The sequence below is a fragment of the Microbulbifer maximicatervae (SeqCode) genome (assembly GCF_052467225.1).
Window position 1 is genome coordinate 5,027,789 of the sequence record NZ_CP174303.1, and the last position, 20,479, is coordinate 5,048,267.

Annotated in this window: 33 protein-coding genes; 1 reads left to right on the forward strand and 32 read right to left on the reverse strand. The window is 53.1% G+C overall.

Translation table 11 applies throughout. The features are described 5' to 3' along the window. Window positions 1–58: 58 nt before the first annotated feature. The 27 genes from ACJJIZ_RS21785 to rpsJ form a co-directional block, all read right to left on the reverse strand. On the reverse strand, window positions 59–1,063 hold the full coding sequence (locus ACJJIZ_RS21785) for a DNA-directed RNA polymerase subunit alpha (RefSeq protein WP_282934387.1): 1,005 nt from the start codon (window positions 1,061–1,063) through the stop codon (window positions 59–61). A 44-nt stretch (window positions 1,064–1,107) separates the two neighbouring features. After that, window positions 1,108–1,728 carry a 30S ribosomal protein S4 gene (gene rpsD / locus ACJJIZ_RS21790; RefSeq protein WP_108731669.1) on the reverse strand — a complete coding sequence of 207 codons (621 nt, stop codon included), beginning with the start codon at window positions 1,726–1,728 and terminating at the stop codon, window positions 1,108–1,110. 15 nt (window positions 1,729–1,743) lie between these two features. Then, on the reverse strand, window positions 1,744–2,133 hold the full coding sequence (gene rpsK, locus ACJJIZ_RS21795) for a 30S ribosomal protein S11 (RefSeq protein ID WP_020411406.1): 390 nt from the start codon (window positions 2,131–2,133) through the stop codon (window positions 1,744–1,746). A gap of 89 nt (window positions 2,134–2,222) precedes the next feature. Continuing rightward, on the reverse strand, window positions 2,223–2,579 hold the full coding sequence (gene rpsM / locus ACJJIZ_RS21800; RefSeq protein WP_282934388.1) for a 30S ribosomal protein S13: 357 nt from the start codon (window positions 2,577–2,579) through the stop codon (window positions 2,223–2,225). A gap of 344 nt (window positions 2,580–2,923) precedes the next feature. Further along, entirely contained in the window at window positions 2,924–3,040 is a 117-nt protein-coding gene (gene rpmJ / locus ACJJIZ_RS21805; RefSeq protein ID WP_010133825.1) for a 50S ribosomal protein L36, read from the reverse strand. A gap of 41 nt (window positions 3,041–3,081) precedes the next feature. Continuing rightward, a complete protein-coding gene (gene secY, locus ACJJIZ_RS21810) occupies window positions 3,082–4,428 on the reverse strand; it encodes a preprotein translocase subunit SecY (RefSeq protein WP_282934389.1) in 1,347 nt (448 codons plus the stop codon). 11 nt (window positions 4,429–4,439) lie between these two features. After that, the gene (gene rplO, locus ACJJIZ_RS21815; protein WP_282934390.1) at window positions 4,440–4,874 is read right to left on the reverse strand and encodes a 50S ribosomal protein L15; all 435 of its coding nucleotides are present in this window, start codon (window positions 4,872–4,874) and stop codon (window positions 4,440–4,442) included. Window position 4,875: 1 nt separating this feature from the next. Further along, window positions 4,876–5,061, reverse strand: coding sequence for a 50S ribosomal protein L30 (gene rpmD, locus ACJJIZ_RS21820; protein WP_020411402.1), 186 nt, complete (start codon window positions 5,059–5,061; stop codon window positions 4,876–4,878). A gap of 38 nt (window positions 5,062–5,099) precedes the next feature. Further along, the gene (gene rpsE, locus ACJJIZ_RS21825) at window positions 5,100–5,606 is read right to left on the reverse strand and encodes a 30S ribosomal protein S5 (protein WP_282934391.1); all 507 of its coding nucleotides are present in this window, start codon (window positions 5,604–5,606) and stop codon (window positions 5,100–5,102) included. Window positions 5,607–5,616: 10 nt separating this feature from the next. Further along, window positions 5,617–5,967, reverse strand: coding sequence for a 50S ribosomal protein L18 (rplR, locus tag ACJJIZ_RS21830; RefSeq protein WP_282934392.1), 351 nt, complete (start codon window positions 5,965–5,967; stop codon window positions 5,617–5,619). Between the two features lie 13 nt (window positions 5,968–5,980). Beyond that, window positions 5,981–6,514 (reverse strand): 50S ribosomal protein L6, encoded by a 534-nt coding sequence (gene rplF, locus ACJJIZ_RS21835; RefSeq protein WP_282934393.1) that lies wholly within the window; start codon window positions 6,512–6,514, stop codon window positions 5,981–5,983. A gap of 12 nt (window positions 6,515–6,526) precedes the next feature. Then, window positions 6,527–6,919, reverse strand: coding sequence for a 30S ribosomal protein S8 (gene rpsH, locus ACJJIZ_RS21840; protein ID WP_282934394.1), 393 nt, complete (start codon window positions 6,917–6,919; stop codon window positions 6,527–6,529). Window positions 6,920–6,959: 40 nt separating this feature from the next. Then, a complete protein-coding gene (gene rpsN / locus ACJJIZ_RS21845) occupies window positions 6,960–7,265 on the reverse strand; it encodes a 30S ribosomal protein S14 (protein WP_020411397.1) in 306 nt (101 codons plus the stop codon). Window positions 7,266–7,274: 9 nt separating this feature from the next. Beyond that, the gene (gene rplE / locus ACJJIZ_RS21850; protein ID WP_020411396.1) at window positions 7,275–7,814 is read right to left on the reverse strand and encodes a 50S ribosomal protein L5; all 540 of its coding nucleotides are present in this window, start codon (window positions 7,812–7,814) and stop codon (window positions 7,275–7,277) included. A gap of 31 nt (window positions 7,815–7,845) precedes the next feature. Then, window positions 7,846–8,157: a 50S ribosomal protein L24 gene (gene rplX, locus ACJJIZ_RS21855; protein WP_108731661.1), complete on the reverse strand. Its 312-nt coding sequence runs from the start codon at window positions 8,155–8,157 to the stop codon at window positions 7,846–7,848. A 20-nt stretch (window positions 8,158–8,177) separates the two neighbouring features. After that, a complete protein-coding gene (rplN, locus tag ACJJIZ_RS21860; protein WP_067151032.1) occupies window positions 8,178–8,546 on the reverse strand; it encodes a 50S ribosomal protein L14 in 369 nt (122 codons plus the stop codon). 46 nt (window positions 8,547–8,592) lie between these two features. Further along, window positions 8,593–8,856, reverse strand: a complete 264-nt coding sequence (gene rpsQ, locus ACJJIZ_RS21865; protein WP_108731660.1) for a 30S ribosomal protein S17 — start codon at window positions 8,854–8,856, stop codon at window positions 8,593–8,595. A 2-nt stretch (window positions 8,857–8,858) separates the two neighbouring features. Then, window positions 8,859–9,050, reverse strand: a complete 192-nt coding sequence (gene rpmC / locus ACJJIZ_RS21870; RefSeq protein WP_020411392.1) for a 50S ribosomal protein L29 — start codon at window positions 9,048–9,050, stop codon at window positions 8,859–8,861. Beyond that, on the reverse strand, window positions 9,050–9,463 hold the full coding sequence (rplP, locus tag ACJJIZ_RS21875) for a 50S ribosomal protein L16 (protein WP_282934395.1): 414 nt from the start codon (window positions 9,461–9,463) through the stop codon (window positions 9,050–9,052). Before rplP ends, rpmC begins: the two co-directional genes overlap by 1 nt. An 11-nt stretch (window positions 9,464–9,474) precedes the next feature. Beyond that, window positions 9,475–10,155, reverse strand: a complete 681-nt coding sequence (gene rpsC / locus ACJJIZ_RS21880) for a 30S ribosomal protein S3 (protein WP_282934396.1) — start codon at window positions 10,153–10,155, stop codon at window positions 9,475–9,477. A 19-nt stretch (window positions 10,156–10,174) separates the two neighbouring features. Continuing rightward, complete coding sequence (gene rplV / locus ACJJIZ_RS21885; protein ID WP_282934397.1) at window positions 10,175–10,507, reverse strand: 50S ribosomal protein L22; 333 nt, start codon at window positions 10,505–10,507, stop codon at window positions 10,175–10,177. A 15-nt stretch (window positions 10,508–10,522) separates the two neighbouring features. Next, a complete protein-coding gene (rpsS, locus tag ACJJIZ_RS21890) occupies window positions 10,523–10,801 on the reverse strand; it encodes a 30S ribosomal protein S19 (protein WP_069946924.1) in 279 nt (92 codons plus the stop codon). A gap of 37 nt (window positions 10,802–10,838) precedes the next feature. Further along, on the reverse strand, window positions 10,839–11,663 hold the full coding sequence (gene rplB / locus ACJJIZ_RS21895; RefSeq protein WP_108731657.1) for a 50S ribosomal protein L2: 825 nt from the start codon (window positions 11,661–11,663) through the stop codon (window positions 10,839–10,841). A 14-nt stretch (window positions 11,664–11,677) separates the two neighbouring features. Beyond that, on the reverse strand, window positions 11,678–11,974 hold the full coding sequence (rplW, locus tag ACJJIZ_RS21900; RefSeq protein WP_282934398.1) for a 50S ribosomal protein L23: 297 nt from the start codon (window positions 11,972–11,974) through the stop codon (window positions 11,678–11,680). After that, window positions 11,971–12,585: a 50S ribosomal protein L4 gene (gene rplD, locus ACJJIZ_RS21905; RefSeq protein ID WP_020411385.1), complete on the reverse strand. Its 615-nt coding sequence runs from the start codon at window positions 12,583–12,585 to the stop codon at window positions 11,971–11,973. Before rplD ends, rplW begins: the two co-directional genes overlap by 4 nt. Before the next feature lie 18 nt (window positions 12,586–12,603). Further along, window positions 12,604–13,239, reverse strand: a complete 636-nt coding sequence (gene rplC / locus ACJJIZ_RS21910) for a 50S ribosomal protein L3 (protein WP_444914830.1) — start codon at window positions 13,237–13,239, stop codon at window positions 12,604–12,606. 110 nt (window positions 13,240–13,349) lie between these two features. Next, window positions 13,350–13,661 (reverse strand): 30S ribosomal protein S10, encoded by a 312-nt coding sequence (gene rpsJ / locus ACJJIZ_RS21915; protein ID WP_010133849.1) that lies wholly within the window; start codon window positions 13,659–13,661, stop codon window positions 13,350–13,352. A gap of 174 nt (window positions 13,662–13,835) precedes the next feature. Here rpsJ and ACJJIZ_RS21920 point away from each other — a divergent pair, with 174 nt between their 5' ends. Next, complete coding sequence (locus ACJJIZ_RS21920; RefSeq protein ID WP_444914831.1) at window positions 13,836–14,312, forward strand: aminoacyl-tRNA deacylase; 477 nt, start codon at window positions 13,836–13,838, stop codon at window positions 14,310–14,312. Between the two features lie 383 nt (window positions 14,313–14,695). Here the strand turns inward: ACJJIZ_RS21920 and ACJJIZ_RS21925 are convergent, their stop codons facing one another. The 5 genes from ACJJIZ_RS21925 to rpsL form a co-directional block, all read right to left on the reverse strand. Continuing rightward, window positions 14,696–15,709, reverse strand: a complete 1,014-nt coding sequence (locus ACJJIZ_RS21925) for a hypothetical protein (protein ID WP_444914832.1) — start codon at window positions 15,707–15,709, stop codon at window positions 14,696–14,698. Between the two features lie 138 nt (window positions 15,710–15,847). Then, a complete protein-coding gene (tuf, locus tag ACJJIZ_RS21930; RefSeq protein ID WP_108731642.1) occupies window positions 15,848–17,041 on the reverse strand; it encodes an elongation factor Tu in 1,194 nt (397 codons plus the stop codon). Between the two features lie 76 nt (window positions 17,042–17,117). Then, a complete protein-coding gene (gene fusA / locus ACJJIZ_RS21935; protein WP_282934400.1) occupies window positions 17,118–19,223 on the reverse strand; it encodes an elongation factor G in 2,106 nt (701 codons plus the stop codon). A gap of 90 nt (window positions 19,224–19,313) precedes the next feature. Continuing rightward, window positions 19,314–19,784 (reverse strand): 30S ribosomal protein S7, encoded by a 471-nt coding sequence (rpsG, locus tag ACJJIZ_RS21940; protein WP_152451131.1) that lies wholly within the window; start codon window positions 19,782–19,784, stop codon window positions 19,314–19,316. A 110-nt stretch (window positions 19,785–19,894) separates the two neighbouring features. Next, on the reverse strand, window positions 19,895–20,269 hold the full coding sequence (gene rpsL / locus ACJJIZ_RS21945; protein ID WP_108731651.1) for a 30S ribosomal protein S12: 375 nt from the start codon (window positions 20,267–20,269) through the stop codon (window positions 19,895–19,897). Between the last annotated feature and the right edge of the window lie 210 nt (window positions 20,270–20,479).

Sequence of the window (20,479 nt, forward strand, 5' to 3'; positions counted from 1 at the left end):
CTGTAGCACCGCTCGGGTTCTTTCTACTAATCACGACACCGTCGCGACTACCAAATGCTTACAGGGGGCTTAACTTGCTGTCGCCTTTCAGGCTGGCCGGCGGCCAGTTTTCCAGGCGCATACCCAGGGACAAACCACGGGAAGCCAGTACGTCCTTGATTTCAGTCAGAGACTTCTTACCAAGATTCGGCGTCTTCAGCAGTTCTACTTCAGTGCGCTGAATCAGATCACCGATGTAGTAAATGTTCTCTGCCTTCAGACAGTTCGCCGAACGTACAGTCAACTCCAGGTCGTCTACCGGGCGCAGTAGTACCGGATCAACTTCAGGCTCTTCAGCCTTCGGCTGTGCATCCTTCTCGCCTTCCAGGTCCACAAATACTGCGAGCTGTTGCTGCAGAATAGTGGCGGCGCGACGAATAGCCTCTTCCGGGTCCAGGGTACCGTTGGTCTCCAGATCCAGAACCAGCTTATCCAGGTCAGTGCGCTGCTCTACACGCGCGCTTTCCACGCTGTAGGAAACGCGACGCACTGGGCTGTATGAAGCATCCAGCTGCAGACGGCCAATTGCACGGCTTTCCTCTTCCTCGCCACGACGAGCATCGGCGGGCTGGTAGCCACGGCCGCGCGCTACAGTGAGACGCAGGTTGAGCTCGACATCACCAGTGATATTGGCGATCACGTGCTCAGGATTAACGATCTCGATGTCGTGATCTACCTGGATATCTCCGGCAGTCACCGCACCTGGGCCCTTTTTGCTCAGGCTCAATACCGCCTGATCCTTACCGTGCATAACAACGGCGATTTCTTTCAGATTGAGCAGGATTTCAATTACATCTTCCTGCACACCTTCGATCGCGCTGTACTCGTGCTCGACACCTTCGATTTCCACCTCGGTGACGGCGCAGCCCGGCATGGAGGACAGCAGGATGCGACGCAGCGCATTGCCAAGAGTGTGGCCAAAGCCACGCTCCAGGGGCTCCAAAATCACTTTGGCGTGATTCGGATTGTACTCGGTGACGTCAATACGACGCGGTGTCAAAAACTCGTTGACAGCAGTCTGCATAGCCATACCTGTTTACAGTTGCATTCCTTAAAGTGGACTTATTGTTACTTGGAGTACAGTTCCACGATAAGGTTTTCGTTGATCTCTGCCGGCAGATCGACACGATCCGGAGTGCGCTTGAAAGTGCCTTCCAGTTTGCTCGCGTTTACGTCTACCCACTCGACATCGCCACGCTGGGCAGCGAGGGAAACGGAATTCTGGATACGCAGCTGCTTCTTGGCTTTCTCACGTACAGCGATAACGTCGCCTTCTTTAACCTGGAAAGAAGGGATGTTAACGGTAGTGCCGTTTACAAGAATCGCTTTGTGGGAAACCAGCTGACGCGCTTCAGAGCGAGTTGAGCCGAAGCCCATGCGGTAAACCACGTTGTCCAGACGCTGCTCGAGAAGTTGCAGCAGGTTTTCACCTGTAGCGCCCTTCAGACGTGCTGCTTCCTTATAGTAGTTACGGAACTGCTTTTCCAGTACGCCGTAGATACGACGAACTTTTTGCTTTTCACGCAGCTGAATACCGTAGTCGGACAGACGACCGCGACCAGCGCCGTGCTGACCGGGTTTGGATTCTGCGCGACACTTGGAGTCGTGCGGACGAACACCACTCTTCAGCTGCAGGTCAGTCCCTTCACGACGGGACAGTTTACATTTTGGTCCAATATAACGTGCCATTTTGTCAGCCCCCTCTTACACGCGACGCTTTTTAGGTGGACGACATCCGTTATGCGGGATAGGCGTCACGTCGGTGATGTTGGTGATCTTGTAGCCGCAGTTGTTCAGTGCACGAACGGCAGATTCGCGACCGGGGCCAGGGCCCTTAACTTCTACGTCGAGGTTTTTCAGGCCGTATTCCTGAGCTGCAGTACCTGCGCGCTCAGCGGCAACCTGGGCTGCAAACGGGGTGCTCTTACGCGAGCCACGGAAGCCAGATCCACCTGCGGTGGCCCAGCTGAGGGTATTACCCTGGCGATCAGTGATCGTCACGATCGTGTTGTTGAACGATGCGTGGATGTGGGCAATACCGTCGACAACGGTCTTTTTGACCTTTTTGCGAACAGTAGTTTTTGGCTTAGCCATACCAGTATCCTAAATCCTGTATCAAATCCCCTCGGCGATTAGCCGGACGGGGCATCTTGAACCGCGATTTCGCGCCTTTTAGTTAAGGCTTACTTGCGAATCGGCTTGCGCGGACCCTTACGGGTGCGAGCATTGGTCTTGGTGCGCTGACCACGCAGCGGCAAGCTGCGACGGTGACGCAGACCGCGATAACAACCCAGATCCATCAAACGCTTGATGTTCATGGATATTTCACGGCGCAGGTCGCCTTCCACGGTCAGTTTTGCAACTTCACCACGGATGGTTTCGATCTGCTCTTCAGACAGTTCGCGGATTTTGGTGGATTCAGCGATACCAACCGCTGCCAAAATAGACTTAGCCGTAGTGCGACCAACCCCATAAATGTGGGTCAGGGAGATTACGGCGTGCTTGTGGTCTGGTACATTGACACCAGCAATACGTGCCATAGAGGCGTACTCCACGTATTGGAGTCACTGCTTTATATTAAGTATGTGACTCTACTTTGATTTCGGCGCTGACAGCGACTAAAAAACCGGCGGCGCCACCAAAAAGGCGCGCAAGAATAGCTTTTCAGACACTAATTTGCAATAGCCAACGTCCGCATCGGTCCCCCGAAGCGGATGAAGACGACAGTCAACGCCCCCAGTTGGAAGTTTGCTGTTGCTAACTTCCCACCCCAAAAAACTTCCCGGGGTGTTGCCATTCGATACGGGGCTGTATCGAGTAGCGAATTTTTCCAGCTTTTACAGAGGCGCCCTGTGGGCGCTCTCCGCAAGGGGCTGGCCCCTTCTTAGCCTTGACGCTGCTTGTGACGTGGCTCAGCGCTGCAGATTACCCGCAGAACACCCTTGCGACGCACGATTTTGCAGTTACGGCAGATCTTTTTTACAGAAGCGCGTACTTTCATGACCTTACCTCAATTCAATCAAACTGCGAGCAGGCGACGCCCTAGCGACGACCGTAGCTTTGCAGGTTAGATTTTTTCATCAAACCCTCGTACTGGTGCGACAGCAGATGCGATTGCACCTGTGCCATAAAGTCCATCACTACGACTACAACGATCAGCAGTGAGGTACCCCCCAGATAGAAGGGAACGTTAAACCCAACCACCAGGAACTGCGGCAGCAGGGATACCAGTGCGATGTATACAGCACCCACCAGAGTGAGGCGAGTCAGCACGCTATCGATATAGCGGGCCGTCTGCTCTCCAGGGCGAATACCTGGCACATAAGCACCGGACTTTTTCAGGTTATCCGCAACTTCATTCGGGTTGAACATCAACGCCGTGTAGAAGAAACAGAAGAAACCAATCAACAGTGCGAACAGAATAATGTTCAGCGGTTGCCCTGGTCCAAGCTGCAACGCCATCCACTGCAGGATCTCTGCACCGAGACCTTCCCCGCCCTGACCAAACCACTGTGCCAGTGTGGCCGGGAACAACAGGATACTGCTGGCAAAGATTACCGGAATTACACCGGCCATGTTTACCTTCAGCGGCAAGTGGCTCGCCTGTGCAGCTGGAGCTGCAGAGTAACGTCCCGCTTGGCGCCTGGCGTGATTGATCGTAATGCGGCGCTGGCCGCGTTCCATAACAACCACAAAGAACACTACAGCAAGAGCGATGACGCCAATCATCAACAGCATGAGTATGTGCAGCTCACCCTGTCTCGCCTGTTCAAATGCCTGGCCGATCGCACCGGGTAAACCGGCGACGATACCGGCAAAAATCAGCATGGAAATGCCGTTGCCAACACCGCGCTCAGTGATCTGCTCACCGAGCCACATCATAAATACAGCACCAGTCACCAGTGACGTTACCGCCACAAAGTAAAAACCAAACGCGGGCTCAGATGAGTAAGCCAGGTTCTGCCCTGCCAGGCCGAAAGTCATACCGATCCCCTGAATCAGGGCCAGTATTACCGTCAGATAGCGGGTGTACTGGTTGATCTTACGTCTTCCGGCCTCCCCTTCCTTCTTCAACGCTTCCAGAGAGGGAGTCACCGCGCTCATCAACTGCATGATGATGGACGCGGAGATGTAGGGCATGATGCCCAGCGCCAGAATACTCATCCTTTCCAGGGCGCCGCCTGAAAACATGTTAAACAGGCCAAGGATGGTTCCCTGGTTCTGGTTAAACAGGTTTGACAGCTTTTCCGGATCAATGCCGGGCACCGGAATATGTGTCCCCAGTCGATAAACAAGAATCGCTAGAAACAGAAAACGAAGGCGAGCCCAAAGCTCGCCCAATCCCTTGCTGTTGCCCAGGGGATTTCCACCGGATCCTGGTCGTGCCATTGGCGCCTCGATTAGTCTTCTATTTTACCGCCAGCAGCTTCAATCGCTGCCTTTGCACCTTTGGTAACTCCCAGACCCTTAACGGTAACAGCTTTGGTCAGCTCACCTGAGAGGAACACTTTGGCGCGTTTAATATGGCTGCCGATGATATCGGCATTCTTAAGCGCTGCCAAATCGATTACGTCATTTTCTACCTTCGCCAGCTCAGCCAGACGTACTTCTGCGGTAAAGCGAGAAACACGAGCGGTGAAACCGTACTTAGGAAGACGCTTCTGCAAAGGCATCTGACCGCCTTCGAAGCCCGGACGAACACTGCCGCCGGAACGCGCTTTCTGACCTTTGTGGCCGCGGCCACCGGTCTTACCAATTCCGCTACCAATACCGCGACCAACGCGCTTGGCGCTGTGCTTGTGGCCTGGTGCTGGAGACAAGTCGTTCAAACGCATGTTATTCCCCCTCAACCTTAACCAGGTAGTTTACTTTGTTGATCATACCGCGCACGGAGGGAGTATCCTCCACTTCCACTGTGTGGCCGATGCGGCGCAGGCCCAGACCCGCAACGCACGCCTGATGACTTTTCAGGCGTCCGTTGATGCTTTTGGTCTGGGTCACTTTTATGGTCTTCTTAGCCATGGTCTTAACCCACCAATAACCTTAAATCCGAGCTGTAATTAGCCCAGAATCTCTTCGACAGATTTACCGCGCTTGGCAGCTACATCTTCCGGGCTCTGCATTTGCTCCAGAGCTTTGAAAGTTGCACGTACTACGTTCACCGGGTTGGTGGAGCCGTAACACTTAGCCAATACGTTGTGTACACCAGCCATTTCCAGAACGGAGCGCATAGCACCGCCGGCAATTACACCGGTACCCTGGGAAGCGGGCTGCATGTAAATCTTGGAACCGCCGTGGCGACCATTGGTAGCGTACTGGATGGTGTCACCATTCAGGTCTACCTGGATCATGTTGCGGCGTGCAGATTCCATCGCCTTTTGAATCGCTACAGGCACTTCACGTGCCTTGCCACGACCAAAGCCAACACGGCCATTGCCATCACCAACTACGGTCAGTGCGGTAAAGGCGAAGATACGACCACCTTTAACAGTCTTGGCAACGCGGTTGACCTGGACCAGCTTCTCCTGCAGGCCTTCGTCGTTGCTTTTGTCTTTCTCTCTAGCCATAACTCAACCCTTAGAATTTCAGACCGGCTTCGCGGGCAGCGTCAGCCAGAGCCTTAACACGGCCATGGTATCTGAAGCCGCTACGATCGAAGGCAACTTGTTCAACACCAGCGGCTTTCGCGCGCTCAGCGATCAGTTTGCCAACTGCGGCAGCAGCGTCAGCGTTGCCAGTTTTACCAGAGCGCAGGTCCTTGTCCAGGGTAGAGGCGGAAGCCAATACCGCGCTGCCTTCGGCAGACAGGATCTGTGCGTAAATGTGGCGCGGGGTGCGGTTCACGGTGAGGCGAACGGCGCCCAGCTCACGGATCTTGGCGCGGGCACGACGTGCACGACGCAAGCGAGATGCTTTCTTAACGTTCATATCTATGCCCTACTTACTTCTTCTTGGCCTCTTTGCGATACACGCGCTCGTCGGCATAACGGACACCCTTACCTTTGTAGGGCTCCGGCGGACGGAACGAGCGGATCTCAGCGGCCACTTGGCCCAGCAGCTGTTTATTGCTGCTCTTCAGTACGATTTCAGTCTGGGATGGAGTTTCCGCAGTCACGCCTTCCGGCAACTGATAATCGATCGGATGGGAGAAGCCCAGGGTCAGGTTAACCGCTTTACCGGCTGCTTTCGCACGATAACCAACACCCAGCAACTGCAGCTTCTTCTCGAAGCCCTTGCTTACGCCTATCACCATGTTATTGACCAAAGCACGGGTGGTACCCGCCAAGGCTCTGGCCTGCTTGGAGTTATTGCGCGCGGCAAAAGTCAGCTGGCTTTCAGCCTCGCTCACTTCTACATCACCGTGAATAACCATATCCAGGTTACCGCTACCGCCTTTAACAGCGATATTTTGACCTTTCAGGTCTACGGTTACACCTGCGGGGATAACTACCGGACTATTTGCTACTCGAGACATTGCAACCCCCGCTTAGAATACGGTGCAAAGCACTTCGCCACCGATACCAGCCTGACGTGCAGCGCGGTCAGTCATCACACCATTAGAGGTGGAAACGATCGCGACACCCAGGCCACCACGTACGGTAGGCAGAGCTTTTTTACCAGTGTAAGCGCGCAGGCCCGGACGGGAAACGCGATTGAGCTCGGCAATAACCGGCTTGCCCTGGAAGTATTTCAGAGCAATGGTCAGTTCCGGCTTAGCGCCTTCGCTTACGTTTAAATCAGTAACGTAACCTTCGTCTTTCAGGACTTTGGCCACTGCTACTTTCAGTTTGGATGATGGCAGGGTGACTTCCGCCTTTCCGCGCGCCAGGGCATTGCGGATGCGAGTCAGCATATCTGCCAACGGATCTTGCATACTCATCTTATGAGACTCCTCAAATCTGCCTTAAACCAGCTGGTAATTACCAGCTGGACTTCACGAGGCCAGGAACATCACCACGCATCGCAGCTTCACGAAGCTTGTTACGGCACAGGCCGAACTTGCGGTATACAGCGTGGGGGCGACCAGTAATACGACAGCGGCGTTGCTGACGTACCGGGCTTGCATCGCGCGGCATTTTCTGCAGCTTGAGTTGAGCCTCCCACTGCTCCTCTTCGGAAGCAGTGGAACTGGCGATGATCGCCTTCAGCTCTTGACGCTTCTCGGCGTACTTAGCTGCGGTTCGAGCGCGCTTGTTTTCGCGCGCAATCATGGATTTCTTCGCCATGGAATCCTCTTAACCCTTGAAAGGGAAGTTGAACGCTTTCAGCAGCGCACGACCTTGATCGTCGTTTGCAGCTGTAGTGGTAATACAAATATCCAGACCGCGGAGCTTGTCTACTTTGTCGTAGTCAATTTCCGGGAAGATGATTTGCTCAGTCACGCCCATAGAGAAGTTACCGCGGCCGTCGAACTGCTTCGGGCTAATGCCACGGAAGTCGCGGATACGCGGAATCGCGATGTCAACCAAACGCTCCAGGAACTCATACATGCGCTCACCGCGCAGAGTTACCTTGCAGCCGATCGGCCAACCGTCACGAATCTTAAAGCCCGCAATAGACTTGCGCGCTTTAGTAACGATGGGCTTTTGACCAGTAATTGCTGTCATATCGTTGACAGCGTGCTCCAGCACCTTCTTATCACCAATCGCTTCACCAACACCCATGTTGATGGTGATCTTGGTGATGCGCGGCACTGCCATCACATTCTCGAGACCAAGCTCTTCTTTTAGCTTGGCCACGAGGTCCTTAGTGTAGAGCTCTTTAAGCTTTGCCATGATCTACCAACCTGCTTTTGCGTCAAGAGCCTTAGATGGCTTCGCCGCTGGATTTGAAGACGCGAATCTTAGTGCCGTCTTCCAGTACTTTAAAGCCCACCCGGTCAGCCTTCTGGGTGTTAGGGTTGAAGATGGCTACGTTGGAAGCCTGGATAGCAGCTTCTTTCTCAACGATGCCACCTGCAATACCCATCTGTGGGTTTGGCTTTTGGTGCTTTTTGATCATCTGTATGCCGGAGACAATCAGACGACCGTCGTTCAGTACTTTACGTACTGAACCACGTTTGCCCTTGTCACGACCGGCGATAACGATCACTTCGTCGTCACGCTTGATCTTGCGCATAACTCTTCTCCGCTCGAGGCCTAGATAACTTCGGGAGCGAGGGAGATGATCTTCATGAACTTCTCACCGCGCAATTCGCGAGTTACCGGACCAAAAATACGGGTGCCAACCGGCGCCAGTTGCTGGTTCAGCAGCACCGCTGCGTTATCGTCAAATTTAATCAGGGAACCGTCCGCGCGACGCACACCTTTTTTGGTGCGAACCACAACGGCGTTCATTACCTGACCTTTCTTCACTTTACCGCGGGGGATGGCTTCCTTAACGGTTACCTTGATAATGTCGCCCACGCCGGCATAACGACGATGGGAGCCGCCCAGCACCTTGATGCACATGACGCGGCGAGCCCCACTGTTGTCAGCTACTTCTAAGTAGGATTCCGCTTGAATCATTGTCTCTCTCCGAAACCTTTCAATTCGGCAGTCAATGCGCTAGGGGTTATACCTTCGCCGCACGCTCTACAATTTTCTGCAAAGCCCAAGATTTGCTCTTGGACAGAGGACGAGATTCCTCAATGGTTACAACATCACCGATGCTGCAATCATTGTTCTCATCATGTGCCTTGAGCTTTGTGGACTTGTTTACAATTTTGCCGTAGATCGGGTGCTTAACACGGCGCTCGATCAAAACGGTGATGGTTTTATCCATCTTGTCACTCACAACCTTGCCGGTCAGAGTACGCTTCAGTTTTGCTTCAGCCATGATTAATTACCTGCCTTCTCGGTCAACACAGTCTTTATGCGAGCAATGTCGCGACGAGTCTGCTTCAGCAGATGAGTCTGAGCCAGTTGACCGGTGGATTTTTGCATACGAAGCTTAAATTGAGCTTCGAGCTGGTTCAGCAGTTCCTGGTTCAGCTCTTCAACTGACTTTTCGCGTAGATCTGCAGTCTTCATTACATCACCGAACGCTTAACGAAAGTTGTTTTTACAGGCAGCTTGGCCGCAGCTAGTGCGAAAGCCTCACGAGCCAGCTCCTCGGACACACCCTCCATCTCATAGAGGACCTTGCCCGGCTGGATCTGAGCTACCCAGTATTCAACGCCACCTTTACCTTTACCCATTCGAACTTCGAGGGGCTTATTGGTAATGGGCTTGTCTGGAAACACACGAATCCAGATTTTACCGCCACGTTTAATGTGACGAGTCATTGCGCGACGAGCCGCTTCGATCTGGCGCGCAGTAATGCGACCACGACCGGTAGCCTTAAGGCCAAACTCGCCAAAGCTCACTTTAGAGCCGCGCTGAGCAAGACCGCGGTTGCGACCCTTCTGTACCTTGCGGAATTTTGTACGCTTTGGTTGCAGCATTTGCGTACCCCTTATTTAGCAGCTTTTTTGCGGCTCTTTACCGGCTTCTCATCGGGCACTTCGTCACCGATTACCTCGCCTTTAAAGATCCACACCTTGATACCGATGATGCCGTAAGTAGTCTTCGCTTCAACATTGGCGTAGTCAATGTTGGCGCGCAGGGTGTGCAGGGGCACACGGCCTTCGCGATACCATTCGGTACGCGCGATTTCTGCACCGCCAAGACGGCCACTTACTTGAATCTTGATACCTTCGGCACCCTGACGCATAGCGTTCTGTACGGCACGCTTCATAGCGCGACGGAACATAACACGGCGTTCCAGCTGCTGGGCAACGTTCTGGCCAACCAGAGCCGCGTCCATATCAGGCTTGCGCACTTCTTCGATGTCGATGTGCACAGGTACGCCCATCTGCGCGCTTACTTCTTTGCGCAGACGTTCTACGTCTTCACCTTTTTTACCAATCACGATGCCCGGACGTGCAGTGTGAATTTTCACACGTGCAGTGTTTGCCGGACGTTCGATCTCGATACGGCTCACAGAAGCGTGGGCCAGTTTTTTGCGAATGTATTCGCGAACTTTCAGATCCGTGTACAGCTTGTCTGCGTACTCGTCGCTGCCGGCATACCAAACAGAGGTATGCTTTTTAACGATACCCAGACGAATGCCGGTAGGATGTACTTTTTGTCCCATGGTTTTCTCGCCTGCTCTCTTATTTCTCGGCCACTTTCACAGTGATGTGACAAGTACGCTTAAGAATGCGATCAGCACGACCTTTAGCACGCGGCTTAATGCGCTTCATGGTCATACCTTCGTCCACAAAAATTGTGGAAACCTTCAGCTCGTCAACGTCAGCACCTTCGTTGTGCTCAGCGTTGGCAATGGCCGACTCCAGTACTTTCTTAATGATCGCCGCACCCTTTTTAGTACTGAAAGCCAGTATATCCAGGGCCTCTTCAACGCCTTTGCCGCGAACCTGATCAGCTACCAGTCGCGCCTTTTGCGCCGATAGACGTGCGCCGCGTAATTTTGCTGCTACTTCCATCTTTATAACCTCGGCTTAGCGCTTCTTCGCTTTCTTGTCCGCAGCATGACCGCGGTAAGTGCGGGTAGCAGCGAACTCGCCCAGTTTATGGCCAACCATTTCTTCGTTAACCAAAACGGGCACGTGTTGACGACCGTTGTGCACGGCAATCGTCAGTCCAACCATTTCCGGCATAATCATGGAACGGCGGGACCAGGTTTTAATCGGCCGACGATCGTTTGCTGCAATCGCTGCCTCCACCTTCTTGATCAAATGCAGATCAATAAAGGGACCTTTCTTTAATGAGCGTGGCACTGTCGATTCCTCTCTAGCTGCTCAGACATCGCGCGGCTTACTTGCCGCGACGACGTACTATCATCTTATCGGTGCGCTTGTTCTTGCGCGTTTTCTTACCCTTGGTCGGAACGCCCCACGGAGTAACCGGATGACGACCACCAGAGGTACGGCCTTCACCACCACCGTGCGGGTGATCTACCGGGTTCATCGCCACACCGCGAACGGTAGGACGAACACCACGCCAGCGTGCAGCACCAGCTTTACCCAGCTTGCGCAGGCTGTGCTCGGAGTTGCTCACTTCACCCAGGGTTGCGCGGCACTCAGCGAGAACCTTGCGCATTTCGCCGGAACGCAGACGAATGGTCGCATACTGACCTTCACGAGCTACCAGCTGCACAGAGGCACCAGCAGAACGGGCCAGCTGAGCGCCTTTGCCTGGCTTCAGCTCGATCGCGTGGATTACAGAACCTACCGGAACGTTGCGCAGAGGCAGAGTATTACCCACAACAATCGGTGCGGCATCGCCGGACTGAATGGTGGCACCTGCTTTCAGGCCTTTCGGTGCGATAATGTAACGACGCTCACCGTCGGCGTAACACACCAGAGCGATGTGTGCGCTGCGGTTGGGATCGTACTCCAGACGCTCAACTTTAGCCGGAATACCGTCTTTGTTGCGCTTGAAGTCGATTACACGGTAGTGCTGCTTGTGGCCACCACCGATGTGACGGGTAGTGATACGACCATTGTTGTTACGGCCACCACTTTTGCTCTTGCTCTCCAACAGAGGAGCGTAAGGAGCACCCTTGTGCAGGTCGGTGTTAACAACCTTAACCAGGTGACGACGGCCGGCGGAGGTCGGTTTTGTTTTTACAATTGCCATTGTAACGGTCCCCTTTACTCAGCAGCTTCAAAATTGATGTCGCTGCCCTCAGCCAGGCGAACGTAGGCTTTTTTCCAATCGCTGCGCTGGCCCATGCCATTGCGAGTGCGCTTGGTTTTACCCTTTACGTTCACGGTGCGAACCTGCTCAACAGAAACGTTAAACAGCTTCTCAACCGCAGCCTTGATCTCAGCTTTTTCGGCGTCGGTGGTAACCTTGAAAACTACCTGGTTGGCGCTATCGGCCAGTCCAGCAGCTTTTTCGGAAATTACCGGGCCCAGCAGTACTTTGTAGAGTCGCTCTTGGTTCATCCCAGCACCTCTTCAATTTTCTTGAGCGCAGAAACGGTAACCACGACCTTATCAAAGCGAATCAGGCTTACTGGATCGATCGCCTGTACATCGCGGACGTCGATCTTGTGCAAGTTGCGTGCGGCCAGGTAGAGGTTTTCGCTAACCTCTTCAGTCACGATCAGCGCATCGGACAGGTCAAACTGAGCCAGTTTGCTTACCAGCTGCTTGGTCTTGGGTGCGTCCACATCAAAGGACTCAACCACTACCAGGCGCTCCTGACGAGCCAGCTCAGACAGAATGCAACGCAGTGCAGCGCGGTACATTTTTTTGTTCAGCTTAACGCTGTGATCGCGCGGATCAGCGGCGAAGGTTACGCCACCGGAACGCCACAGCGGGCTGCGGATAGTACCGGCACGTGCGCGGCCAGTACCTTTTTGGCGCCATGGCTTCTTACCACCACCAGAAACATCGGAACGATTTTTCTGCGCCTTGGTACCCTGGCGAGCGCCGGCCATGTAGGCCACAACTGCCTGGTGTACCAGATCTTGGTTGAACTCACGTCCGAAAGTCACTTCAGAGACAGCTACTGTGCCTTTAGCGCCTTCGGGAGTAGCGATATTCAGTTCCATATCTATTTCCCCTCAGACTTAGGCTTTAACTGCCGGACGAACGATAACGTTGCCACCGGGTGCACCGGGTACAGCGCCTTTAACCAACAGCAGGTTGCGTTCGGCATCGACACGAACCACTTCCAGGTTTTGCACGGTTACGCGCTCAGCACCCATATGTCCGGCCATCTTCTTGCCTTTCCATACGCGGCCAGGAGTCTGACATTGACCGATAGAACCGGGTGCGCGGTGAGACAGGGAGTTACCGTGGGTTGCGTCCTGGGTGCGGAAATTCCAACGCTTAACGCCGCCCTGGAAGCCTTTACCTTTGGAAGTGCCGGTTACGTCGATCATCTGGCCAGCTTCGAAGCTGGAAACAGTAATTTCAGAACCGATATCGAAAGTCTCTTCGGAACCGTCAGTGCGCAGTTCGAAAAGATTTGTGCCAGCCTCTACATTGGCTTTGGCGAAGTGGCCCGCTGCGGGCTTGGAGACACGGGAAGCTTTGCGGCTGCCTACTGCTACTTGAACAGCGCTGTAACCGTCAGTTTCCTGAGTTTTCACTTGGGTGACGCGATTCGGAGCAACCTCAACAACGGTTACCGGAATGGATACGCCATCTTCAGTGAAGATGCGAGTCATGCCGCTCTTGCGGCCGACAATACCTATAGTCATCTTTTTTAACCTCTCAGTGCACGGGGCTTTAACCCACTGCGGCCGCCCAATTTCAGAGCGTTACACTACCCGGACCGTTTTCGCCCGGGATTCGGTAGTTAGTAAAAGTGTTAGCCGAGACTAATTTGGACCTCAACACCGGCCGCCAGATCGAGCTTCATCAGCGCGTCGACGGTTTTCTCGGTAGGCTCAACGATGTCCAGCAAACGCTTGTGAGTACGGATCTCATACTGATCGCGAGCGTCTTTATTAACGTGCGGGGAAATCAGTACGGTGTACTTCTCTTTGCGAGTCGGCAGCGGGATAGGACCGCGAACTTGTGCGCCAGTGCGCTTAGCCGTCTCTACGATCTCCTGAGTGGACGCGTCGATCAGTTTGTGATCGAAGGCCTTCAGGCGAATACGGATACGTTGACCCTGCATGGAATCAAACTCCAATTATTAACTAAAGAACGTCCTCTTACGCAGCCCCGAGGGCGGGCGAAAAGGAGCGCGAATTCTACGGGGAGCGCAGCAGGCTGTCAACTGTACAAGCTGATCAAATTTCAATCTGCTGAAACTACAATTGAGTACCCCAAGCGGAACGAGGTATCCACAATGACTATCGCCGCAACACTGAGTCAATATTTGAATGACCAGTCAGTCGACTATCACCTGATTCAGCACCCACACACTCGCACCAGCCGGGAAAGCGCCCGCGCCGCCCATGTGCGGGAGGATCAGGTGGCAAAAGCGATTTTGCTTCAGGATATAGAGGGTTACGTAATGGCTGTGATCCCAGCCAGCAGCAGCCTCGATATGCGCTCTCTTCACAGTGAAACCGGGCGAAACTCACTGCAAATGGTCTCGGAAACCGAGCTCGGCGCCATATTTCCAGACTGTGAACTGGGCGCCCTACCCGCCCTCGGCCAGGCTTACGGCATCACCACCCTGCTAGACACCAGTCTTGGACACCGTGAAACCATTTACTTTGAGGCCGGCGACCACGAAGAGCTGGTCGAGATGAGCGGCCCTCAATTCACCAAGCTGTTTGCGGGCAGCAGAAGCTGTGATTTAAGTCGGGATTGGCCATAATCTTAAAGAGAGGAATGGGGCAGCCGTCTGACAACCTGCCCCTGCCCTATAGCCCCATGAGGCATAACCAACCCCCACCCCGGCCAAAAACAAAACGGACTTTTAAGTCATGTATCGACCGTAACGCCATAGCACTCAGGCCTTAGAGGCCAAATAATTATTTGGCCCAGCAGAAAAGCATGAACTCCAGAAGAGCGAAGAACCTATCAATTAACTTGGCTCTCTAAAACATACTGACACACGGGGTTTGGCCTTCTCAATTTGATAGGGTTTATCGCATTCAATACAATCAAGTGAAATAACAACCAAATACCAGCGGTACTTTTTCAAATAACAAAATGCCACACCCCAACTTTTGAGGCTTTCATTTTCAACAGAAGGAGCTACATCGCTGCCAGCTTCTTCTCGTATTCCTTCAACTTGTTTTTAATCCACGGCCCGTCAGGCCTCAGAATACTAGCCCCGGCAAGCAGCTTATGACTAAGCTCTAGATTATCACCTTCAATTTTTACTGCCGCCTCACGCAACGCTGCAACGAAACCGTCACCAAAGGCATCCTCCCCCTGATATGCTAACGCAGCGCGCCTATACCTCTTTAATATCGCAACCCTCCTCGGGGTCAACAAATCCTTCCGCTGAAGTAACTCATTATAATATCTCGGTAAAAACCGCCTATTTCTAGCGCTCTTTCGAAACCAAACTTCATCAACATCATTATTGATAAAATCAGTTACAAGCCTTTTCAGCATACCAATTGCCTGCAAACGAGGGGCTAACCCATGGCCCAGGCCAGGAGCCCGCAAATGCTTTAAATTCCTATATCGCTTTGCATGAAGAGTGTCTCGCCGTAATAAGTTATCGTAAACGACATATCCACCAGCATTAAAGTCCGCACCATCTGCATAGCCCCCACTCCAATTAAGCGACTTGCTTTTTCTATGCCCCGATTCACTAGGCATAATACTGGCACTTAAGGTTGTTATAGGAGTTAGCAACAAAACCCGATCAAGCCTGAGCACAGAGGCAAATGCCCCAACAGCAAACCCCCCCATACTCCCTCCGTACCCCAAACGAAAAGGAAACGATAATAAAAAACCTGATATCCCTTCAATGAAGCTATGCAGTTCACGCCCCCTATACCAGGAGGTATCCTCTATACACGAAAAAGCAAGGACATTGCAATCCAGGCTCTTTGAAATATCAAACCCCCAGGGACTATAGCGGTCATCAGTTATATTACTTTTTGACGTTACTGTTCCAGCATTACCGAATGCAACAACAAGTGGGCGAGAACAGTCGAAGAAAAAATATTTACAGTACACATCCCCAATAACAAGCCTTCTCTCCACCGGAAACTTCGACTTTACATCAACCCCAAACTGCTTAATTGGATTCACAATTAACGCCTCAAAGTAAATACAATATCAAATCAAAAAATCGACAGCCCCAAAGAATTGGCACCATAAAAAAGAACTGCCCATAAAAAAAGCCGCAGCGCGTCCGCTGCGGCTTTTTATATAGATCAGGAGTAACTATTACTCGATGATCTTGGCAACAACGCCCGCACCTACGGTACGACCACCTTCGCGGATAGCGAAGCGCAGGCCGTCTTCCATGGCGATCGGAGCGATCAGGGTAACAACCATTTGAATGTTGTCGCCCGGCATTACCATTTCAGTGCCTTCCGGCAGCTCTACCGCACCAGTTACGTCGGTAGTACGGAAGTAGAACTGAGGACGGTAGCCTTTGAAGAACGGGGTGTGACGACCACCTTCGTCCTTGGACAGTACATACACTTCCGCTTCGAACTTGGTGTGCGGAGTGATGGAGCCCGGCTTAGCCAGTACCTGACCACGCTCTACTTCGTCACGCTTGGTGCCGCGCAGCAGTGCGCCGATGTTCTCACCAGCACGACCTTCGTCGAGCAGCTTGCGGAACATTTCAACACCAGTACAGGTAGTAGTGGTGGTTTCTTTGATACCAACGATTTCGATCTCGTCGCCAGTGTTGATCACACCGCGCTCTACACGACCAGTTACAACAGTACCACGGCCAGAGATAGAGAATACGTCTTCGATCGGCATCAGGAACGGCTGATCTACAGCGCGCTCTGGCTCAGGGATGTACTCGTCCAGAGTCTCTACCAGCTTCTTAACAGCGGTAGTACCCATTTCGTTGTCGTCTTCGCCGTTCAGGGCCATCAGAGCGGAGCCAACGATGATCGGAGTGTCGTCACCTGGGAACTCGTACTGATCCAGAAGTTCGCGAACTTCCATTTCTACCAGCTCGAGCAGCTCTTCGTCGTCTACCATGTCCGCTTTGTTCAGGAATACAACGATGTAAGGTACACCTACCTGACGGGAAAGCAGGATGTGCTCACGAGTCTGCGGCATGGGGCCGTCAGCTGCGGAACATACCAGAATAGCGCCGTCCATCTGAGCAGCACCGGTGATCATGTTCTTAACGTAGTCGGCGTGTCCCGGGCAATCTACGTGAGCGTAGTGGCGAGTCGGGGACTCGTACTCAACGTGAGAAGTAGCGATGGTGATACCGCGCTCACGCTCTTCCGGTGCATTGTCGATACCGTCGAAAGCAACAGCGTCACCGCCCCAAACTTCCGCACATACGCGGGTCAGAGCAGCAGTCAGGGTGGTTTTACCGTGGTCAACGTGACCGATGGTGCCCACGTTCACGTGGGGCTTGGAACGTTCAAACTTTTCTTTTGCCATCTTTAGATGTCCTCTAGCTAAAAGTTTGCCAAAGGGGCCCCAGCTGTTGGCCCGGCCCCCTTTAAGCAGAAGTTAATTAGGCCTTAGTCTTGGCGATGATCTCATCGGCAACATTTTTCGGCGCTTCGGCGTACTTCAGGAATTCCATGGTGTAGGTAGCACGGCCCTGAGTAGCAGAACGCAGGTCGGTTGCGTAACCGAACATTTCTGCCAGAGGTACTTCCGCATTGACAACCTTACCGGAGGGGTTGTCTTCCATACCCTGGATGAGACCACGGCGACGGTTGAGGTCACCAACCACATCACCCATGTTCTCTTCCGGAGTTACCACTTCCACCTTCATCATCGGCTCGAGCAGTACCGCACCGCCCTGACTGGACAGCTTCTTGGTCGCCATAGAACCGGCGATCTTAAACGCCATTTCATTGGAGTCCACATCGTGGAAGGAACCGTCGTACAGAGTCGCCTTCAGGCCCAGCAGCGGGTAGCCAGCCAGAACACCGTTCTTCATCTGCTCTTCGATACCTTTCTGTACCGCAGGAATGTATTCCTTCGGTACTGCACCGCCCACGATTTCGTTAACGAATTCCAGACCTTCCTGAGACTCGTCTTCGGCGGGCTCAAACTTCACCCATACGTGACCGTACTGACCGCGACCACCGGACTGACGAACGAACTTGCCTTCGATCTCAGAGGTGTTGCGGATAGTTTCACGGTAGGCAACCTGAGGCTTACCGATGTTCGCTTCAACGTTGAACTCACGCTTCATGCGGTCAACGATGATATCCAGGTGCAATTCACCCATACCGGAAATAATGGTCTGACCGGTTTCCTCGTCAGTCTTCACGCGGAAGGACGGATCTTCCTGGGCCAGCTTGCCGAGGGCAATACCCATTTTTTCCTGGTCCGGCTTGGACTTGGGCTCAACCGCAACAGAAATTACTGGCTCGGGGAACTCCATACGCTCCAGAACAATCTTGTTGGCTTCGGAGCACAGGGTGTCACCAGTGGTTACGTCTTTCAGACCAATCGCAGCAGCGATGTCACCAGCCAGTACTTCTTTAATTTCCTGACGATCGTTGGAGTGCATTTGCACCATACGACCGACACGCTCTTTCTTCATTTTTACGGAGTTGTATACCGCAGTACCGCTCTCCAGCTTACCGGAGTAAACACGGAAGAAAGTCAGGGTACCAACGAAGGGGTCGGTAGCAATTTTGAACGCCAGTGCAGCGAACGGCGCGTTGTCGTCAGCTTCGCGGCTCTCAACAGTTTCGCCATCTTCCAGAGTACCTTCGATCGCCTTAACTTCAGTCGGCGCCGGCAGGTATTCGATAACTGCGTCCAGTACAGCCTGTACACCCTTGTTCTTGAACGCAGAACCGCCCAGAACCGGTACAATTTCGTTGGCCAGGGTACGCTGACGGATAGCTGCCTTGATTTCTTCTTCGGACAGCTCACCTTCTTCCAGGTATTTTTCCATCAACTCTTCGCTGGCTTCAGCGGCCGCTTCTACCAGGTACTCGCGCATTTCGTCGCACTCGTCCTGCAGCTCAGCGGGGATGTCAGCGTAGTCGAAAGTCATGCCCTGGTCGGCTTCATTCCACAGAATGGCCTTCATCTTCACCAGGTCAACAACACCCTTGAACTCGTCCTCAGAGCCGATGGTCATCTGCAGAGGGACAGCATTCGCGTTCAAGCGGTCTTTCAGCTGGCTCACAACGTTGCGGTAGTTCGCACCGGCGCGGTCCATTTTGTTTACGAATACCATGCGCGGTACTTCGTATTTGTTTGCCTGGCGCCATACGGTTTCAGTCTGAGGCTGAACACCAGAGGAGCCACACAGCACAACAACAGCACCGTCGAGTACGCGCAAGGAGCGCTCAACTTCAATAGTGAAGTCAACGTGTCCTGGGGTATCGATGATGTTTACGCGGTGCTGGTCGAACTGCTGCTGCATGCCAGACCAGAAACAGGTAGTTGCAGCAGAAGTAATGGTGATACCACGCTCCTGCTCCTGCTCCATCCAGTCCATGGTGGCAGCACCTTCGTGTACTTCACCAATTTTGTGGGATAGACCAGTGTAGAAAAGTACGCGCTCGGTAGTAGTGGTTTTACCGGCGTCTACGTGGGCACAGATACCGATGTTACGGTAACGTGCGATGGGCGTTTTACGTGCCACAGTTGTATCCTCGATATAACGGCAAAAGGCAGCCTGGAATTTTCCGTGCTGCCTTTCGGTATTAATTTCCGATGTTGGTATTCATCAGACTTAGAAGCGGTAGTGAGAGAATGCCTTGTTGGCTTCTGCCATGCGGTGTACATCTTCACGCTTCTTGACCGCGCCACCCTTGTTTTGGGCTGCATCGATCATTTCGTTGGCCAGACGCTGAGCCATAGATTTCTCACCGCGCTTACGGGAGAACTCCACCAACCAACGCATTGCCAGAGCCGTACGACGCGAGGGGCGCACTTCTACAGGCACCTGATACGTCGCACCACCAACACGGCGGGACTTTACTTCCACCATAGGCGCGATATTTTCCAAAGACTCCTCGAATACTTCGATCGGATCTTTGTTCAATTTTTCAGAAATAGTTTCAAGTGCACCGTATACGATACGCTCTGCAACTGACTTCTTGCCGCTGATCATGACGTGGTTCATGAACTTGGCCAGGGTGACGTTCCCGAACTTGGGGTCCGGTAGCACTTCGCGCTTGGCGACTACTCGTCTTCTCGGCATGGGTATTGCCTCTCTTCAGGGTTATTCTGAGACGCCGCCGTAAAACATTACAATCCGGCGAGCTCAGCCTTACTCCGGTTGGAAACCGAAACGCAAATCGTTAAAGGTGATTAACCTTTAGGACGCTTGGCGCCGTACTTAGAACGGCCCTGCTTGCGATCGTTTACGCCGGCACAGTCAAGTGCACCGCGTACAGTGTGGTAGCGCACACCCGGCAGGTCTTTTACACGACCGCCGCGAATCAGTACCACGCTGTGCTCTTGCAGGTTGTGGCCTTCACCACCGATGTACGAAGTTACTTCGTAACCGCTGGTCAGACGCACACGGCAAACCTTACGCAGTGCAGAGTTCGGCTTCTTCGGTGTAGTGGTGTACACACGAGTGCAAACTCCGCGACGCTGCGGGCTAGCCTGCAGAGCAGGAACGTCGCTTTTTTCAACTTTGCGTTTTCTCGGCTTACGAACCAACTGGTTGATCGTTGCCATTAAAAATCACTCCAAAAATAAAATGCCCCCACCTCTAACAGTGAGGGCCTATCGTCTGTGTGTATCGTCCGATCCTGGGATCAAACGGAACACCCCACATAAGCGGGGGCCGCATTCTATAAGCGACAACCCGCCTAGTCAATCGGCGACGGAAGTAAGTGCTTACATCACAGACAGTCGCCAATATCAGATCGGGCACCTGAGTGCCCC

Coding starts and splice junctions, on each gene's coding strand:
- rpsL (WP_108731651.1), bottom strand. CDS start 20,269: ATGGCAACGATCAACCAGTTGGTTCGTAAGCCGAGAAAACGCAAAGTT.
- rplE (WP_020411396.1), bottom strand. CDS start 7,814: ATGGCAAAGCTTAAAGAGCTCTACACTAAGGACCTCGTGGCCAAGCTA.
- ACJJIZ_RS21920 (WP_444914831.1), top strand. CDS start 13,836: ATGACTATCGCCGCAACACTGAGTCAATATTTGAATGACCAGTCAGTC.
- rplC (WP_444914830.1), bottom strand. CDS start 13,239: ATGACTATAGGTATTGTCGGCCGCAAGAGCGGCATGACTCGCATCTTC.
- rpsG (WP_152451131.1), bottom strand. CDS start 19,784: ATGCCGAGAAGACGAGTAGTCGCCAAGCGCGAAGTGCTACCGGACCCC.
- tuf (WP_108731642.1), bottom strand. CDS start 17,041: ATGGCAAAAGAAAAGTTTGAACGTTCCAAGCCCCACGTGAACGTGGGC.
- rpsJ (WP_010133849.1), bottom strand. CDS start 13,661: ATGCAGGGTCAACGTATCCGTATTCGCCTGAAGGCCTTCGATCACAAA.
- rpsN (WP_020411397.1), bottom strand. CDS start 7,265: ATGGCGAAGAAATCCATGATTGCGCGCGAAAACAAGCGCGCTCGAACC.
- rpsQ (WP_108731660.1), bottom strand. CDS start 8,856: ATGGCTGAAGCAAAACTGAAGCGTACTCTGACCGGCAAGGTTGTGAGT.
- rpsD (WP_108731669.1), bottom strand. CDS start 1,728: ATGGCACGTTATATTGGACCAAAATGTAAACTGTCCCGTCGTGAAGGG.
- rpsM (WP_282934388.1), bottom strand. CDS start 2,579: ATGGCACGTATTGCTGGTGTCAATGTACCAGACCACAAGCACGCCGTA.
- rplW (WP_282934398.1), bottom strand. CDS start 11,974: ATGAACCAAGAGCGACTCTACAAAGTACTGCTGGGCCCGGTAATTTCC.
- rplO (WP_282934390.1), bottom strand. CDS start 4,874: ATGCGTTTGAACGACTTGTCTCCAGCACCAGGCCACAAGCACAGCGCC.
- rplP (WP_282934395.1), bottom strand. CDS start 9,463: ATGCTGCAACCAAAGCGTACAAAATTCCGCAAGGTACAGAAGGGTCGC.
- ACJJIZ_RS21785 (WP_282934387.1), bottom strand. CDS start 1,063: ATGCAGACTGCTGTCAACGAGTTTTTGACACCGCGTCGTATTGACGTC.
- rplF (WP_282934393.1), bottom strand. CDS start 6,514: ATGTCTCGAGTAGCAAATAGTCCGGTAGTTATCCCCGCAGGTGTAACC.
- secY (WP_282934389.1), bottom strand. CDS start 4,428: ATGGCACGACCAGGATCCGGTGGAAATCCCCTGGGCAACAGCAAGGGA.
- rpsK (WP_020411406.1), bottom strand. CDS start 2,133: ATGGCTAAGCCAAAAACTACTGTTCGCAAAAAGGTCAAAAAGACCGTT.
- rplR (WP_282934392.1), bottom strand. CDS start 5,967: ATGAACGTTAAGAAAGCATCTCGCTTGCGTCGTGCACGTCGTGCCCGC.
- rpmD (WP_020411402.1), bottom strand. CDS start 5,061: ATGGCTAAGAAGACCATAAAAGTGACCCAGACCAAAAGCATCAACGGA.
- rpsE (WP_282934391.1), bottom strand. CDS start 5,606: ATGGCTAGAGAGAAAGACAAAAGCAACGACGAAGGCCTGCAGGAGAAG.
- rplB (WP_108731657.1), bottom strand. CDS start 11,663: ATGGCAATTGTAAAAACAAAACCGACCTCCGCCGGCCGTCGTCACCTG.
- rpsC (WP_282934396.1), bottom strand. CDS start 10,155: ATGGGACAAAAAGTACATCCTACCGGCATTCGTCTGGGTATCGTTAAA.
- rpmC (WP_020411392.1), bottom strand. CDS start 9,050: ATGAAGACTGCAGATCTACGCGAAAAGTCAGTTGAAGAGCTGAACCAG.
- rpmJ (WP_010133825.1), bottom strand. CDS start 3,040: ATGAAAGTACGCGCTTCTGTAAAAAAGATCTGCCGTAACTGCAAAATC.
- rplX (WP_108731661.1), bottom strand. CDS start 8,157: ATGCGCAAGATCAAGCGTGACGACGAAGTGATCGTTATCGCCGGTCGT.
- rplV (WP_282934397.1), bottom strand. CDS start 10,507: ATGGAAGTAGCAGCAAAATTACGCGGCGCACGTCTATCGGCGCAAAAG.
- rplD (WP_020411385.1), bottom strand. CDS start 12,585: ATGGAACTGAATATCGCTACTCCCGAAGGCGCTAAAGGCACAGTAGCT.
- rpsH (WP_282934394.1), bottom strand. CDS start 6,919: ATGAGTATGCAAGATCCGTTGGCAGATATGCTGACTCGCATCCGCAAT.
- rplN (WP_067151032.1), bottom strand. CDS start 8,546: ATGATTCAAGCGGAATCCTACTTAGAAGTAGCTGACAACAGTGGGGCT.